Raw genomic sequence first — 15,066 nt, 5'->3', positions numbered from 1 at the left:
GACATCGACCTGCTCGCCGACCGCGCGCCCGGCCTGCTGCGCGCTCTGCGCGAAGCCAGGATGGCTGTCAGCCGCTCCTCCGCCTGTCGCAGGAACTGCCACAAGGGCCCGCCGATTTCGCCCCCCTCTGGCTGGCCTTGCCGAGCTTCCTGCCTTTTCCGACCCTGTCACTGATGGCCTCATACAGCGCGACACATTCCGAGGAAACCGCACGAGCCTCCTCCAGTTCGGGCTTCGCCGTGAGCCTTCCAGCCGTCGCGCCTCCGCTCGAGCGGAGGTGAGCCGTGGTACGCGCGGCCAGGTACTCCCGCAGGTACGTGCTCTCCGCGCGAGCGGAGGTGAGCCAGCCTGGACGGTCGCCGTGTGGAACGGCGTGGTGTGCTCTCCGCGGGAGCGGAGCTCAGCTGCCTTCGACGCCGGAGCCTACGTCCCTGACCGACGACCTCACGGACGTCGACACCCTGGCGGACCGCCTGCTCACCAAACTCAAACGCCACCGGTGGCACTACACCGACTACAACCATGTTCGCCACCACCGTCACCACTGGCTCAGCCGCAATCCCTCACCACTCACCGTGCTGCCGCCACACCAGCGGAGCCGACTCCGTCAATCTGCTGCCCTCCCAAGATCCGGACCATACGCGGGCCGACACTGCTCCTCGGCCTTAAGATCCCCCATTTCCCGTGGTCAACGGGGAGTATCGAGCCTGTACCACCAGCAGACGAAGAACATTCTGACTTCATACAGCCCCAAGAAACTTGGGTTCTTCTAGAGCCGGAAGACGGTTGCCTGGAGGCACCCTTGCGCTCCAGGCAACCCGACACGGTGATCACCCTCCGTTACTCGCAAGGCCCATCACGTCAACGTCCGGCCGTCAAGTGGACCCCGACGGATCCGGGGCCAGGAGCGATTCCAAGGAGGCGACGTCTCCGGTCCTGGCGGCCGTGACGAAGACTTCCAGCAATTGCCGGTGCTCCACCGCGTCCGCGGTCTTCCGCTGCTCGTCCGCGAGATGCTTGCGGGCCCGACTCGCGATCTTGCGGACGTTGACGATGCTGAGGTGCAGCATGTCGCCGATGTCAGCGTAGGCGTATTCGAAGGCCTCGCGCAGGATGTACACGGCCCGCTCCGTGGGCGTCAGCTTCTCCAGGACCAGGAGCAGTGCGAGCTCCAGCTCTTCCGCCCGCTGCACGCCGGCCTCGGGGTCGCTGCTGGTGTCGATGGGTTCGGGCAGCCAGGGGCCGATATAGGTCTGTCGGCGGGAGCGGGCAGATTGGGCCACGTTGATGGCCAGCCGGGTGGTGGCGCGCGACAGGAAGGCCGCGGGGCTGACCACTACCGAGCGGTCGGTCCTCTGCCAGCGCAGCCACACATCCTGGACCACGTCCTCGGCCTCCACCACGCTCCCAAGCATCCGGTACGCGATGCCGAAGAGGCGTGGCCGCAGCCCCTCGAAGACGGACACGGCCTCGTCCAGAGTGCTTTCCCCGGGGGACGGCTGGGGGTCTGTACGCGATTCCGTCGAGTTCAGGGACACGGTCACCACGGCTCCGTTTCACACACGGCATCCGTCGATGCCTCTGTGGACACGCTCCCGCCGGGGCCCCCTCCGTGACGCCCCGGGGAGTGCATGGTCGGCCCCCTGGTGCCCCACCCGGGGGCACCAGGGGGCACCCCGTAGGTGGCCGCATCGGGCCTCAGGCCGTGACGGCTGTCCCTTCGGGAAAGGCGCCGCTGAGCTGCTTGCGGGACGCTACGCCGAGCTTCGCGTACACCTTGCGCAGATGCCATTCCACCGTGTGCGGGCTGATGAACAACTGGGCCCCGATCTCGGGATTCGTCATTCCGCCACCGGCCAGTCGCGCGATCTGCGCCTCCTGAGCGGTGAGCGCGGTACGCGACTCGGCCGTACGCTTGGGCGCTGTCGCGCCGGTGGCACGCAGTTCGCGCCAGGCACGCTCCGCGAATCCCTCGACGCCGATCCGGCTCAGGGCCTCGTAGGCGATGCCCAGTTGCTCCCGGGCGTCGACGCGGCGGTTCTCCCGGCGCAGCCATTCACCGTAGAGCAGGTGCGAGCGGGCGTACGTGATCTGGTCTTCGGTACGGCCCAGGCGCTCGATCGCCTCCTGGTAGAGGGCCTCGGCGGCCGGACCCTCGTTCACCTGGGCACCGACCATGGCCGAGGTGCCAAGGGCCCAGTCGGTACCGCTGGCCTGTGCCATGTCGGCGAGTTGGCGTGCTGCTTCGGCGGCGCGGGCGGGCCTGCCGCTGCGAGCGGCGGCCTCGACGAGTTCGACCATCGACCTGATCGCGAGGCCCAGTTGCTGGAGGTTCCGCGCCCCCCGCTCGGCCGCGGCCCAGGCCTCCTCGTAGCGGCCGAGTCCGTTGTAAAGCACCGCCTTCGCCCACTCGCTCGAACTGAGCATGTTGCCCGGTCCTCCCTGGTGGATATCCGCGTCCCGGGTCATGGCGTCGATGGCCTTGAGCATCTCGACTTCCCGGCCTTTCCACGGCTCGGTCACCATGGACACATAGTGGGCGAGGTAGCGGCTTCCGGTGGCCTCGCCGATCGCCTGCGCCTCCGCGATCAGTGTGTCCGCGTGGTCGAGTTCGCCGGCCAGTACGCGGTTCGACACCAGCTGCAGGAGGGCCGACGGGAGGACCGACAGCGCCCCCGTCTCGCGGGCCAGCTCGACCAGTCGCGTAGAGAACACCGTGTTGCTGTCGAAGTCCCAGACGTTGAAAGCCATGCGGGCAGCGAGCGGGAACCAGCCGAGACCGTCCTCCCGGGAGACCTGTTCGGTGCACAGGGCTTCCAGTGACCGCAGCACCATGGGCGCCCCCGCCAGGTATCCGTCGACGGTCATCACCGCGAGGCCCCGCAGGAGCAGGTCGTTGCGTTGCGGCGGCGGCCCGGGCGGTGCGGCGAGCGCGGCCCGGGCGATGTCCTGCAGCTGCACGCCGCTCGGCAGTCGGTCGATGATGAGCGCGGCGTTCAGCGCGTCGCGATAGGTCTGCTGGGCCAGTCCCGCGTCCAGCGGCTCCAGCCGCTTGGCCGCCCTCACGAGCATCGGCAGGGCACTGCTGGCGCTCTTGGAGGCGAACACGATCTGACCGCGCAGCAGTTCCACCTGGGCGAGCTGGTGTTCGTCGATGGGGCTGAGGGACGCGGCGTCCAGCAGCTCGCTCGCGGTGTCGTACCCGCCGGCCTGGTATTTGGCACGGGCTGCCGCCAGTGCCCTGGCACCGCGTACGGCCGGGTCGGGGGTGAGCTCGGCCGCGCGCTCCAGGAACGCGGCCGCCGCCGCGACCCCGCCTCGGGCCTGCGCGCGACCGGCAGAGCGTTCCAGCTCCGCGGCCACCCTCTCGTCGGGCCTGGCGGCGGCGTTGGCGAGATGCCAGGCCCGACGGTCGGGGTCCACATCCGGGTCGGTCGCGTCGGCCAGGGCCCGGTGCACCTGCTGCCGAGCCTCGGCGGTCGCGATGCGATAGGCCGCCGAGCGCACCACCGGGTGCCGGAACCGCACCCGGGTCCCGATGGTGATCAGTCCGGCCGCTTCGGCCGACGATGCGGCGGACTCCTCGATTCCCAGCAGAGCGGCGGCTTTGGCCAGCAAGGTCACGTCCCCTACCGGCTCGGCCGCAGCGATGAGCAGAAGTTGCTGCGTCTCGTGCGACAGGGCTCGGACCCGACGCAGGAAGCTCTGCTCGATCTGGCTGGCCAGTGGCCGCGCATCGGGGCGTCCGAAGCCGCCCGCCAACTCCGCGGGGGTCAGCCCGCGCGGCAGCTCGAGCAGAGCCAGTGGGTTGCCCTGTGTTTCGGCGACGATGCGATTGCGGACTCGTTCGTCGAGCCGGCCCGGGATCACGGAGTTCAGCAGGGCGCGGGCATCACTGTCGCTCAACCGGCCCACCGCGAGCTGCGGCAGCCCCGCGAACTCTGATTCGAGTGAGGGTTCGCGCACGGCGAGGACCAGTCCGATCCTCTCGGCCAGCAGACGCCGTGCGACGAAAGCCAGGGTCTGCGCGGAGACCTTGTCCAGCCACTGGGCGTCATCGACCACGCAGATCAGCGGTTCCTGCTCGGCGGCGTCGGCGAGCAGACTGAGCACGGCAAGGCCGACGAGGAAGCGGTCCGGCGGTGTCCCCGCGGTAAGGCCGAACGCCGTGCCCAGCGCGTCACGTTGCGGAGCCGGGAGGCTGCCGGGCCGGTCCAGGAACGGGGCGCACAGCTGGTGCAGGCCTCCGAAAGCCAGCTCCATCTCCGACTCGATGCCGGCCGCCCTGGCAATCCGGCAGCCGTCCGCGCCGTCGCGTACGTGGTCGAGCAGCGCGGTCTTCCCGATACCCACCTCGCCGCGCACGACCAGGACCGAGCTGTGACCGGCCTGTACCGTCGCCACGAACTGGTCCAGCGTCTCGCATTCGGCCTGGCGCCCGCGCAGGTGCGCCCTTGGCCTTCCGCTTGCCATGGGAACCGCCTCGTCGATCGTTCTGTCCGTTGACTGCCGATTTCCGGACGACAAGGGTTGCCGTTGCCGCGTTCCTGAGCAACCGGCTTCTCGGCCTGGCCTGTTCACAGGTGCTTGCGGGACGTGACGCCAAGCTTGCTGAAGATCTTCCGCAGGTGCCACTCGACGGTACGCGGGCTGAGGAAGAGCCGCGCGCCGATCTCGGGGTTGGTGAGCCCTTCACGTGCCAGCCTGACGATCTGCAGTTCTTTTGGGGTCAGGTCACTCCTTGTGCTGCCGGAGTTCTTCGTGACCTTTTCCCCGAGGGCCGTCAGGCCGAGCGCGGCGCGCTGCGCGAAGCCCTGCATGTCCATGATGTCGAACAGATCGTGAGCGATGCGCAGTTGGCCCCTGGCGTCCTGAGGGCGTCCGCTCCTGCTCAGCCACTCCCCGTAGACGAGGTGGGCACGGGCCGACTCCCCGCGCAGGCGGGTGCGGCTGAGCGCGTCGAGTGCCTGCTGATAGTGGCGTTCGGCCCGCGCTCCCTCGCTGAGAAGAGCACGGGAACGGGCTTCGATGCCCAACGCCCAGTCGGTACAGCTCGCTTGGGTCAGCTCGGTGAGGCGGTCCAGCGCGTCGGCCGCTTGTCCGGGGAATCCGGTCCGGGCGGTGGCCTCGATGTACTCGGCGAGCGCCCACACCGGGATGCCCATCTCCAGTTGGCTGTACTCACGTGTGGCCAGGTCGGCCGCCTGCGCCGCTTCCTTGTACCGCCCGAGGCCGTTGTAGAGCAGGGACCGCGCCCACCGGCTGACCACTGGTCCCACGCCTTCGCCGCGGAGCTCCAGTCCCTCGTCGGCCCGTTCGCTCAGCTCGATGCACTCTGTCTCCTGGCCTCGCCAAGCGGCGACGAAGAGCGCGCCGTAGATCGGGGCGGCCGTGCCGACGGCCTCGGCGACGGTCTGCACCTCTTCCGCCAGCGAGGCGGCCTCGGCGAGTTCACCGTCGAGAACGTGCACCACGCACCGCATCGTCAACGCGAATGGCAGCGCTGTCGCCTGTCCGGCATCCCGTGCGAGCTTGAGGTGACGGGCGCCCAGCAAGGACATCGTCTCGTGGTCCCACAGCCCCACGGCGGTCACGCAGATCAGCCACAGCCAGCGCAGTCCCTCTTCCGGGGAGAGGTCCGGCTCGGCGAAGGCACGCAGTGCGCGCCGCAGGGCGGGCACTGCGGCAGCATGGCCGTCGATGATCCGTACCGCAAGGCCGTCGAGCAGAAGGTCTGTGGGACGAGGCGGTTGCGGTGCGGGGTTCGTGCGGGCCGCCCTGGCCGCCTCGTACTGACCGTCGTCGTACGCCTGTGGTCCTGCGAAGATCGCCGCGTTGATCACCTCCAGGTAGGTGTCCCGGGCCAGCGCGACGTCGTGCGCGGCCAGTCGGCCGCCGGCTCTCAGCAGGAGACCGGGAGCTTCACTGCCCCGGTCCGACGTGAAGGCGATCCGGGCGCGGGCCAGATCCACTTCGCCGCGTCGGCGTTCGTCGTGGGAGCCGTCTTCGGCGAGGGCCAGCAGCCGCCGGGCGAGATCGGGATTGCCCGATTCATGAGTCGCACGTGCGGCGGCCAGCGCCCGGTCCTGGCGGCGGACGGGGTCAGGAGTCAACTCCACCGCGCGGGCCAGGAGCGCGGCCGTCGCCGCGACCCCGCCTCGTGCCTCCGCCCGCCCTGCCGAGCGTTCGAGCTCGGCTGCGACGGATTCGTCAGGGCCGGTCGCGCCGTGTGCGGCGTGCCAGGCCCGGCGGTCGGGATCGGTGGCGGGATCCGTCACGTCCGCCAACGCGCGGTGGGTACTGCGCCGTTCTTCGGGCGAGGCCGCCCAATAGACGGCCGAGCGAACCATGGGGTGGAAGAACCTGACCCGGTCACCTAGCTTGACGAGGCCTGCTGCCACGGCCTCTCGCGCGGCTTCGGTGTCGAGGCCGAGGCGGTCCACGGCGCGCCAGAGCAACGCCGGGTCACCAGTGGGTTCCACCGCCGCGGCCAGCAGGAACTTTCGGGCCCGGTTCGGCAGTCCGCCGAATCTGCGCACATAGGCCCGCTGAATGCGATCCTCAAGGGGCTGGGCACTCGGCAGACCGAACCCGCCGGCCAGGTCGACCGAGGCTGCCAGGTTCGGAAGTTCCAGCAGCGCGAGCGGATTACCCCGGGACTCGGTGATGATCCGCCTGATCACTCGCTCATCCCACAGGCCGGGAAGCACGGAGCGCAACAAGGTTCGCGCGTCACGCTCGGACAGGCCCTTGACCAGCAGCTCCGGGAGGCCGATGGGTTCAGTGCCACCGGGTGGGTCTTCTTCCGGCACACGGGTCGCGAAAACGAGGGCCACCGACTCGGCGAGCAGGCGCCGCGTGATGAACGCCAAGGTCTGCATCGACGCGCGGTCCATCCACTGCGCGTCGTCCACGACACACAGCAAGGGCTGGTCACGAGCGACGTCGGACAGCAGGCCCAGGGCACCGAGGGAGACCAAGAAGCCGTTGGGAACATGCGTCGACCCCAGCCCCAGAGCTCCGTTGACGGCATCGCGCTGTCCGGGTGGGAGCCTGTCGAGCCGATCCGTCATGGGTGCGCAGAGCTGATGCAGCCCGGCGTACGGGAGCTCCATCTCCGACTGCACACTCGTGACGCGAGCCACCCGGAAGCCCCGAGCCCTGGCCACTACGTACTCAAGCAGCCTGGTCTTCCCCACTCCCGCTTCACCACGGAGCACCAGCACACGGCTCTCACCGACACGCACGGCGTCAAGCAGTCCGTCCAACATCTCGCATTCACGGCTTCGCCCCAGAACCGGCTCCTGAGTCATCAGCTGGCCGACCCTTCCCTTCGGTCCCCACAGCCCGATGCCCACAGCCTGAGGGGCAGTCGCTCCCCGCGTGAACGATCCAGCGCTCAAGGGCGCTCCGTTCACGCACGGCACCAGTCGGTGCCGCGGTGCACACACTGCCGCCCGGCCCTCTGCGTGGCGCCCGAGAAACCCCCGGTCCACCCCCGGGTGTCCCCGGAGGTGATCGGTCTCCCGACCGTCAGGTGCCGGCCAGCGCAGTGCGGAGCTTGTTCCGCGACTTGACGTCGAGCTTGGTGAACACCTTGCCCAAGTGCCATTCGACTGTGCGAGGGCTGATGAACAATGCGGCGCCGATCTCGGAGTTCGTCATTCCGTCGGCGGCAAGGCGGGCGACCTGCCCTTCCTGAGCCGTGAGGGCCTCGCGCAGGTCGTCCACCTCGGCCTGTCGGCGCCGCACTGTCTCGCCGGTGGCCAGGAGTTCGCGTCGGGCTCGCTCGGCGAAGGCGCTCGCTCCGAAACCCTGCAGCGTCTCGTGAGCCGTGCGCAGGTGCGCGCGCGCGTCGACGCGCCGGTTCTCGCGGCGAAGCCACTCGCCGTACACCAGGTGGGCGCGGGAGAGGTGGACAGCTATCCTGCTGCGTCCGAGATGCTCGATGGCCTCGCGGTACAGCCGGTCGGCCGCCGGGCCGTCGCACAGCAGCGCTCTTGACCGGGCCAGGACGCCAAGCGCCCAGTCCGTGCCACTCGCGCCGGCTCGCTCCTCCAGTCGGCACAGGGCTGCCGCGGCCGCATCTGGGGCGCCGCCACGAGCGGCCGCCTCGACGAGTTCGGCGAGGGCGAACCCGACGACCGACACGTCCTCATGCTCCACGGCCTGTCCGGCGTGGGTCAGCGCGTCCTGGTACCGGCCGAGGCCGTTGTAGAGGACCGCGAGCAAGTAGTGCCCAAGGCCGATCGCCCGCCCCTCACCCCATGAGGTCGCGTCCCCGACGGCGCTCTGCATCACCTCCGCCGCCCGCGCATCCTCGCCGCGCCATGCCATGAGCAGCAGCGAAGGGTACGCCATCGGCGAGTGGCCGGTCACCTCCGTGATGGTGGCGGCCTCCTCGATAAGCGTGGAGGCGAGGTCGAAGTCACCGGCGTGCACGGACAGGGCGGCGCGATAACCAAGCGCCAGGGGAAGGAAGTTGAGGGCACCGGTCTCGCGGGCCGACCGGACCGCGTGCGTGGTCAGCTCGTGCCACGTCTCGTCGTCCCACAAGTCGCCGGCGACCAGCCACGTCAGCCAGAGCCAGCGCGTGGCGTCGCCCGCGTCGCGTCCGGCGGCTCGCCTGAACGCCCGCAGCGCGGACCTCAGCAGCGGTGCTCCTTCGACGCAGCCGTCTGCGAACCAGGTCACCAGACCGTCGAGAAGTAGATCCGTCGGCCGCGCAGGTTGTGACCCGAGCAGGGCCGTGCGGGCGGCCTCGGCGACCTCCCGCACGCCTGTACGTTCATGAATGCGCCCGGCGAAGACTGCCGATCCAATGGCATCCAGGTAGGCCTCACGCGCCTGTGCCTCGTCGACCCGCGTCAGTCGGCCGGCCGCGTCGAGCAGCAGGGGCAGCGCTTCACCGCCGCGTCTGCGCGCGAATACGATCTGGGCACGGAGCCAGGTCAGTCGAGCCTGCTGCGCCTCGTCCATCGGGCTCAGCTGCGCAGCAGCGAGGAGTTCGAGCGCCGCTTCGGGGGACCCGGCATCGAACGCGGCCTGCGCGGCGGCCGTGGCCCGCGTTCCACGGCGGGCCGAATCGGGCGTCAGCTCGGTCGCACGTCTCAGGAACGCGGCCGCCGCCGCGATCCCGCCGCGGGCCTGGGCCCGGCCGGCCGACCGCTCCAATTCACCCGCCAGGGCCTCGTCGGATTCGATCACCGCGTGGGCGCGGTGCCACGCCTGACGGTCCGAGTCGAAGTCGGGATCGGTGGCCTCGGCCAACGCACGGTGCACGTCCCGGCGCACTGTCGGGTCGGCGGCGCGATAGGCCGCCGAGCGCACCAGCGGATGATGGAACCGCACCCTCGTACCGAACTCGATGAGACCGGCCGCCTCCACCGCCCCCGCCGCGTCCGCGTCGATGTCGAGCCGTTCGGCCACCCGCCTCAGCAACGGCACATCCCCCACCGGCTCCGCCGCCGCCGCCAGAAGCAACCGTTGCGCCGCAGTCGGCAATGCCCCGATGCGCCGCAAGTAGCTCTCCTCGATCTGGCTCGCCAGCGGTCGCGCGTCCGGCCGCCCGAACCCGCCGGCGAGCTCTGCCGCGGTCAACCCTCGCGTCAGTTCCAGCAGAGCCAGCGGATTGCCGCGGGTCTCGGCGACGATCCGGTCCCGGACGCCTTCGTCCAGCCGCCCCGGGACCACGGATTTCAGCAGCGCCCGCGCGTCGTCGTCGCGCAACCCCCGGACCACGATCTCGCGCAGCCCCCCGAAGACACCACCGGCCACAGCAGGCGCCGGCGTACGCAGCGCGAACACCAACGCCACCCGCTCCGCCAGAACTCGGCGCGCGACGAAGGCCAGCGTCTGGGCGGAGACCTGATCGAGCCACTGGGCATCGTCCACCACGCAGACGATCGGCTGCTCCTCCGCTGCCTCGGCCAGCAGGCTGAGCACCGCCAGACCGACCAGGAAACGATCCGGCGCACTCCCCGCGCTCAGACCGAACGCCACGGACAGGGCATCGCGCTGAGGACTCGGAATGCGGTCGAGCTTCCCCATCAGGGGCACACACAGCTGGTGCAGCCCGGCGAAAGCCAGCTCCATCTCGGACTCGACGCCGACAGCCCGCAGGATCTGACATCCTGCCGCGCTCCCCACCAGGTACTCCATCAATGCCGACTTGCCGACTCCGGCATCGCCGCGCAGCACGAGTACTTGGCCCTGGCTCGTCCGGGCCCCGGCAATCACCTGGGCCAGCGCTCCGCACTCGCCACGCCGGCCACGCAACCCATGCCGAGGAGCGCTGCTCGCCATCCACCACCACCATGCGGTTCAAGGTTCAGACCCTGCTCAGCTCAGGTCATCCCCATCATGCATCAGTACGCGTGGGCTGAACAAACATCAGCCGGGCAGCAGCCAACGGTACCGACCGAGATCTCATCAACGTCGCCTGACCATCAGATACCGCGCTGAAGACCTCGCCACTCAGCTGACCGGACCCGGCTGCGACTTCCCGTGCTTCTCGATGACCTCGGCGACCGCAGCGGGCTTTTGCAGCAGCGGCCAATGGTTGCAGTCGAGCCTCACGACATCGGGGGCTCGCAGGGAGACGGCGAGCTTCTCACCGAACTCGATCTGGCAGGCGGGATCGCGGATTTCCCAGAACACGAGGCGCGGCGCGGTCACCCGTGCCAGCTCCGGCTCCCACTCCTCGCCCAGGGTGCTGCCAGATCTTCGCGAGCGGATGCCATACGTGCCCGGCGTTCACCGGTCCGTTGCCACCGGCCCAGGTGCGGGCCAGGTCGGGCCGCAGGGAGGCGACGCGCGCCGTGAGAATGCAGCCCCAGTCGTGGCCGACCAGGTCAACCGGCTCACCGACGCGCTCCAGCCGGTGGATGAGCCAGTCGACGTACTCCTCCTTGGTCGATGGGTGTCGGGGACACCGTGGATGAGGATCGCAGGCATGAGTCGGGGTCCTTCGTCGGCAGAGGTCACATGAGGGACACAGTGTTCAAACGTTGTCCCATACCGCCCGAACGTTGCGCACGTGCGGCGGCGGGCCCGGTCAGACCCTCTCGGCTACCTCGCGCAACACCTTGAGGTGATGGCTCAGAGTGGACTTGCCGACAGGGGTGCGGAGTTGCCCCCAACCGCGCTCGGCAACGTCGGACAGCACTCGTACGATTCCGAGTCGCGTCGGGTCGGGTCGGGTCGGGTCGCTCAGCGCTTCCAGCAGGCGCGGGAACACTCACACTCAGCCTGTGTGGCACAGGACACACACCATACGGTGTCACAGTCCACGGGGGTAGCCCGGTCATTAGTGTGAATCAGCACTAAGGCGAGGAGAACACACCATGGATGCGCGTCTCAACTACTTCGGCAATGCGCTCGGGGCCAAGGTTCTGAAGCACATCAATTCGGCGAACAAGGTGCTGTCGGACTCGACGTTGCCGCACACCACACAGGAACTGGTGAAGATCCGCGCGAGCCAGATCAACGGCTGCGGCTTCTGCACCGACATGCACACCAAGGACGCCGCCCACGCGGGAGAGACCACTCAGCGCCTCCATCTGGTCGCCGCCTGGCGAGAGGCCAGGGACTTCACCGACGCCGAACGGGCCGCGCTGGAACTGGCGGAGCAGGGCACCCGCACCGCCGACGCCGCCGGCGGGGTCAGCGACGAGGTCTGGGCGAACGCGGCCAAGCACTTCGACGAGGACCAACTGGCCGCGCTGATCTCCCTGATCGCCGTCATCAACGCCTACAACCGCATCAACGTCATCAACCAGACGCCGGCCGGTGGCTACCAGCCCGGCCAGTTCGGCTGAGCTGCCGAGGAGGCGGGCTTTCGGCGTTGGCCGGGTCGCACATCGCTGCATATCTTCCGCATCGTCACGTCATGCGATTCGCTGTCACACGGTGGCACACAAGCTTGTATACGTTGTCGATGTTCATTGAATAACGAACAAAGGAACATCATGCCCAGCTCCACAACACTGCACTTCTCGGACCGCCTCGCCATCGTCACAGGTGCGGGATCGGGCATCGGCCGGGCCACAGCCATCGCCCTCGCGGAGTCGGGAGCGTACGTCCTCGGCGTAGGACGGCGGCAGGGGGCCCTGGAGGAGACCGCTCACGCTCACGCCAACATCGAGATCCTGTCGTCCGACGTGTGCGAGGAGGGCGCCGCCGAAAGGATCGTCTCCACCGCCGTGAAGCGGTGGGGGCGACTGGACCTGCTGGTGAACAACGCCGGCGTGGCCGCCCTGATGCCCCTGGCGGAGACGAACCGCACGACGATCACCAACCTGCTCGAACTCCACGTGACGGCACCGAGCCTGCTCGCTCACGCGGCGCTGCCGCATCTGCAGGGCACCGCCGGCTCCATCGTCAACATCTCCAGCACCTACGGTCACCGCCCCCTGGCCGGCGGAGCGCACTACGCCGCCGCCAAGAGCGCACTGGAACAGCTGACCCGCAGCTGGGCCCTCGAGCTCGCCCCCGAGGGGGTCCGGGTCAACGCCATCGCCCCCGGCCCCACCGAGACCGACGTCCTGTCCGCGGCAGGCCTTCCCGCGGACACCGTCAGCCAGATCCGAACCGGCGAACGCGAGCGCATCCCCACGGGCCGGCTCGGCGACCCCAAGGATGTCGCGGACTGGATCCTGCGCATCTCCGACCCCCGGGGCACCTACATCACCGGGCAGATCCTCACCATCGACGGAGGGCTCGAGCTCTCCTGACCCCGGATGAACTCCCCACTGGCGCATCGCACTTGCCTCAAGGGGGAGAATCGACTTGTCAGCGGGTGTCGTTAGGGTGCTGCGCATGCAATCGTTGATCACTGCAATCCGTGAGCGGGAGGATGCTGCTCGTTTCCTGGCCTGGCCGGGCGACTTCGACCTGGACCGAGGTGACCACGGCGAGGATGTTCATCTCGCCTCGGGCGATGCGCTGGAGGGATTCGCAGGCGACGGTGCTGGAGGGACCTTCTTCTTCTGTGGTGAGGGCGGCGAGGAGCGTCCCATCCTCTATGCGGATACCGAAGGTGGTGCGGCACTAGTCGCGATTGGCTTGCCTGAACTTCTGCGGCTCCTGCTGGTAGCCCCGTGGTGGCGTGACTGCCAAGTGTTCACAGCAGAGGAGAGTCGGGAACTCGCCGTTGAGTACATGCACGACATGCCGGACCTGGTGGCCCGCCTAGACCACGCGGCCGCAATCCTTGGCCTTCAGCTTCCCCATGAAGCAGACGCACGTTTGAGAGAGGTGGCCGTCGAAGGCGGCAGGAACGTCATTCTCATCTTCACGCCGAAGGGCGAGCCCTACGCTCCTCTCATCACGGGCTGAGGCAGCCTTCCACCGACATGCTCAAGGGAGGCCAGATGCGTTGGAGCGTCCGGCGATCTGACCGAAGGTGGGCAGGCCCAGGTGGATCACAGAGGGTTTGAGTGCGGCATCGAGCTGGGGCAGCTTCTCCTCGGCGCCGGCCAGGCTGATCTCCAAGCCCTCGACCTCGCCGAGCCAGCCTTCGCGCTGAGCCTCGACGATCCGGTCGAGCAGATTGTCGCGGATCTCGATCAGACGATCTCGTTGGGACTGCTCAGGCCGGAGGAGCGAACATCGGACGCCCCGTTGACTGAACGAACCAGGTTGATTGTGCAGTTCAGGGCACAGGTGAGGTTGCGGCCCAGTACGGTCTGCGGTCGTGATGAACGATCGTGTGCCCGAGCGGGATCTGTCGAGGTTGGCCGTTCCTCGGTGGGGTCGACTGGTGGAGACCGGCGACCGGTACGAGCCCTACCGGCTCGTCGACGCCGACGGCGCGGTCGTGGCGCCAGTCGCGGTCTTCTTCCAGGAATTGCTCGCAGCCGGGAAGGCGGCGGCGACCGTCCGCTCCTACAGCATGGACCTGCTGCGCTGGTGGCGACCTGTTAACTGCACCATGCCTCAATCGTGAACCAGGCGGATTGCCTGGTCTTTCCAGGAGCGTGGTGTGGTGGAGGACGTAAGACGTGCCCTGATAGAAGCCAAGTGCTCGGTTCCCGAAGTCGGTGCCGTAGCCGCGGGGACGGCGAGAGACCTTCCGTTCGTCTTGGTGGACGCTGACGGCTGCGAGGTCGGGCCGGTCAGTGCCTACCTGAGGGATCTGATGCTGGGGGACGTCAGTCCGCTGACCTGTCGGAGCTACGGATTCGGGCTGTTGCGCTGGCACCGTCTGCTCTGGTTTTTGCAGACCCCTTGGGACAAGGCCACGGAGGCCGAGGTCGCGGCTCTGGTTGGCTGGCTGCGTGAAGCACGCAACCCGCAGCGGCTCCGTAAGCGGAACGGCACATCTCCACCTCCGGGGTCGGTCAACCTGAAGACCGGCAAGCCGTCGCTCCGGGAGGGGTACGCGCCGAGCACGATCAACCACAACCTCAGCGTGGTCAGCGGGTTCTATGCGTTTCATGCGAGGTTCGGAGCTGGTCCGGTGGTCAATCCGGTGCCGGCCTCGCGGCGTCGGCAGGCTCTCGCACACCGGTCTCCGCTGGAGCCGACGCCGGTGTTCCGGCGGGGCCGGCTGCGGCAGAAGGTGCCGGTTCAGGCCCCGCGGTCCATCCCCGACCAACTGTGGGACGAGTTGTTCGCCGGGATGGGCTGTGACCGTGACCGGGCGCTCCTGGAGTTCTACGTCTCCTCGGGGGCCAGGGCGAGCGAGCTTCTGGGCGTCGGTCTGGACGACATCGACTGGTCGGGCCAGCTGATATATGTGATCAGCAAGGGCACCCGCATCCGGCATCCCGTGCCTGCCTCCCCGAACGCCTTCCGCTACCTGGGCAACTACACGGCCACCGACGGGTTGCCCGACCCGGGCCAACCGGTGTGGCGCACCCGCCGCGGGGGTCAGCGGCCGTTGACGTATTGGGCGACACGCCGCATTCTCCAGCGGGCTAACGACAAGCCCGGCACGAACTGGACCTTGCACGACGCCCGCCACACGCTCTGGCTCCTGCCGATGACCGACGCGCTGTTCGATGCCGTCACCGCCGCCGGAGCACCCGAACTCAATGGGTTCTGGAAGGCTCCAGCGGGCTA

11 protein-coding genes and 1 pseudogene are annotated in these 15,066 nt (G+C 68.8%); 5 read left to right on the top strand and 7 right to left on the bottom strand.

Annotated elements, in window-relative coordinates; all coding sequences use genetic code 11:
* Positions 1–893: 893 nt before the first annotated feature.
* The 6 genes and pseudogenes from ACZ6JY_RS40405 to ACZ6JY_RS40380 form a co-directional block, all read right to left on the bottom strand.
* A pseudogene (locus ACZ6JY_RS40405) lies at positions 894–1,532 on the bottom strand (sigma-70 family RNA polymerase sigma factor); the annotation flags it as partial.
* A gap of 166 nt (positions 1,533–1,698) precedes the next feature.
* On the bottom strand, positions 1,699–4,473 hold the full coding sequence (locus ACZ6JY_RS40400) for a helix-turn-helix transcriptional regulator (RefSeq protein ID WP_469204560.1): 2,775 nt from the start codon (positions 4,471–4,473) through the stop codon (positions 1,699–1,701).
* A gap of 104 nt (positions 4,474–4,577) precedes the next feature.
* The gene (locus tag ACZ6JY_RS40395) at positions 4,578–7,313 is read right to left on the bottom strand and encodes a helix-turn-helix transcriptional regulator (protein WP_469204559.1); all 2,736 of its coding nucleotides are present in this window, start codon (positions 7,311–7,313) and stop codon (positions 4,578–4,580) included.
* 220 nt (positions 7,314–7,533) lie between these two features.
* Positions 7,534–10,305 (bottom strand): helix-turn-helix transcriptional regulator, encoded by a 2,772-nt coding sequence (locus ACZ6JY_RS40390; RefSeq protein WP_469204557.1) that lies wholly within the window; start codon positions 10,303–10,305, stop codon positions 7,534–7,536.
* A gap of 171 nt (positions 10,306–10,476) precedes the next feature.
* Positions 10,477–10,677 (bottom strand): alpha/beta fold hydrolase, encoded by a 201-nt coding sequence (locus ACZ6JY_RS40385; protein ID WP_469204556.1) that lies wholly within the window; start codon positions 10,675–10,677, stop codon positions 10,477–10,479.
* A 379-nt stretch (positions 10,678–11,056) separates the two neighbouring features.
* Positions 11,057–11,239: an ArsR/SmtB family transcription factor gene (locus tag ACZ6JY_RS40380; RefSeq protein WP_469204554.1), complete on the bottom strand. Its 183-nt coding sequence runs from the start codon at positions 11,237–11,239 to the stop codon at positions 11,057–11,059.
* 106 nt (positions 11,240–11,345) lie between these two features.
* Here ACZ6JY_RS40380 and ACZ6JY_RS40375 point away from each other — a divergent pair, with 106 nt between their 5' ends.
* The 3 genes from ACZ6JY_RS40375 to ACZ6JY_RS40365 all read left to right on the top strand — a co-directional run bounded on the left by ACZ6JY_RS40375 (position 11,346) and on the right by ACZ6JY_RS40365 (position 13,338).
* On the top strand, positions 11,346–11,819 hold the full coding sequence (locus tag ACZ6JY_RS40375) for a carboxymuconolactone decarboxylase family protein (RefSeq protein ID WP_469204552.1): 474 nt from the start codon (positions 11,346–11,348) through the stop codon (positions 11,817–11,819).
* A 150-nt stretch (positions 11,820–11,969) separates the two neighbouring features.
* On the top strand, positions 11,970–12,734 hold the full coding sequence (locus ACZ6JY_RS40370; protein ID WP_469204550.1) for an SDR family NAD(P)-dependent oxidoreductase: 765 nt from the start codon (positions 11,970–11,972) through the stop codon (positions 12,732–12,734).
* Between the two features lie 85 nt (positions 12,735–12,819).
* Positions 12,820–13,338 (top strand): hypothetical protein, encoded by a 519-nt coding sequence (locus ACZ6JY_RS40365; protein ID WP_469204548.1) that lies wholly within the window; start codon positions 12,820–12,822, stop codon positions 13,336–13,338.
* A 21-nt stretch (positions 13,339–13,359) separates the two neighbouring features.
* Here ACZ6JY_RS40365 and ACZ6JY_RS40360 read toward each other — a convergent pair whose 3' ends face one another.
* Positions 13,360–13,494, bottom strand: a complete 135-nt coding sequence (locus tag ACZ6JY_RS40360) for a hypothetical protein (RefSeq protein ID WP_469204546.1) — start codon at positions 13,492–13,494, stop codon at positions 13,360–13,362.
* A gap of 205 nt (positions 13,495–13,699) precedes the next feature.
* Between ACZ6JY_RS40360 and ACZ6JY_RS40355 the strand changes: the two genes are divergently transcribed.
* A complete protein-coding gene (locus ACZ6JY_RS40355; protein WP_469204543.1) occupies positions 13,700–13,948 on the top strand; it encodes a hypothetical protein in 249 nt (82 codons plus the stop codon).
* A gap of 138 nt (positions 13,949–14,086) precedes the next feature.
* Positions 14,087–15,066, top strand: a 980-nt coding sequence (locus ACZ6JY_RS40350; RefSeq protein ID WP_469204541.1) for a tyrosine-type recombinase/integrase, incomplete at its 3' end; no start/stop codon positions are given.

The organism is Streptomyces sp. NPDC046335 (assembly GCF_055587985.1).
Note: the sequence above shows the minus strand (reverse complement) of the source record. Positions and strands in the feature narration are given on the sequence as shown.

Coding starts and splice junctions, on each gene's coding strand:
- ACZ6JY_RS40400 (WP_469204560.1), bottom strand. CDS start 4,473: ATGGCAAGCGGAAGGCCAAGGGCGCACCTGCGCGGGCGCCAGGCCGAA.
- ACZ6JY_RS40395 (WP_469204559.1), bottom strand. CDS start 7,313: ATGACTCAGGAGCCGGTTCTGGGGCGAAGCCGTGAATGCGAGATGTTG.
- ACZ6JY_RS40390 (WP_469204557.1), bottom strand. CDS start 10,305: ATGGCGAGCAGCGCTCCTCGGCATGGGTTGCGTGGCCGGCGTGGCGAG.
- ACZ6JY_RS40375 (WP_469204552.1), top strand. CDS start 11,346: ATGGATGCGCGTCTCAACTACTTCGGCAATGCGCTCGGGGCCAAGGTT.
- ACZ6JY_RS40370 (WP_469204550.1), top strand. CDS start 11,970: ATGCCCAGCTCCACAACACTGCACTTCTCGGACCGCCTCGCCATCGTC.
- ACZ6JY_RS40365 (WP_469204548.1), top strand. CDS start 12,820: ATGCAATCGTTGATCACTGCAATCCGTGAGCGGGAGGATGCTGCTCGT.
- ACZ6JY_RS40355 (WP_469204543.1), top strand. CDS start 13,700: ATGAACGATCGTGTGCCCGAGCGGGATCTGTCGAGGTTGGCCGTTCCT.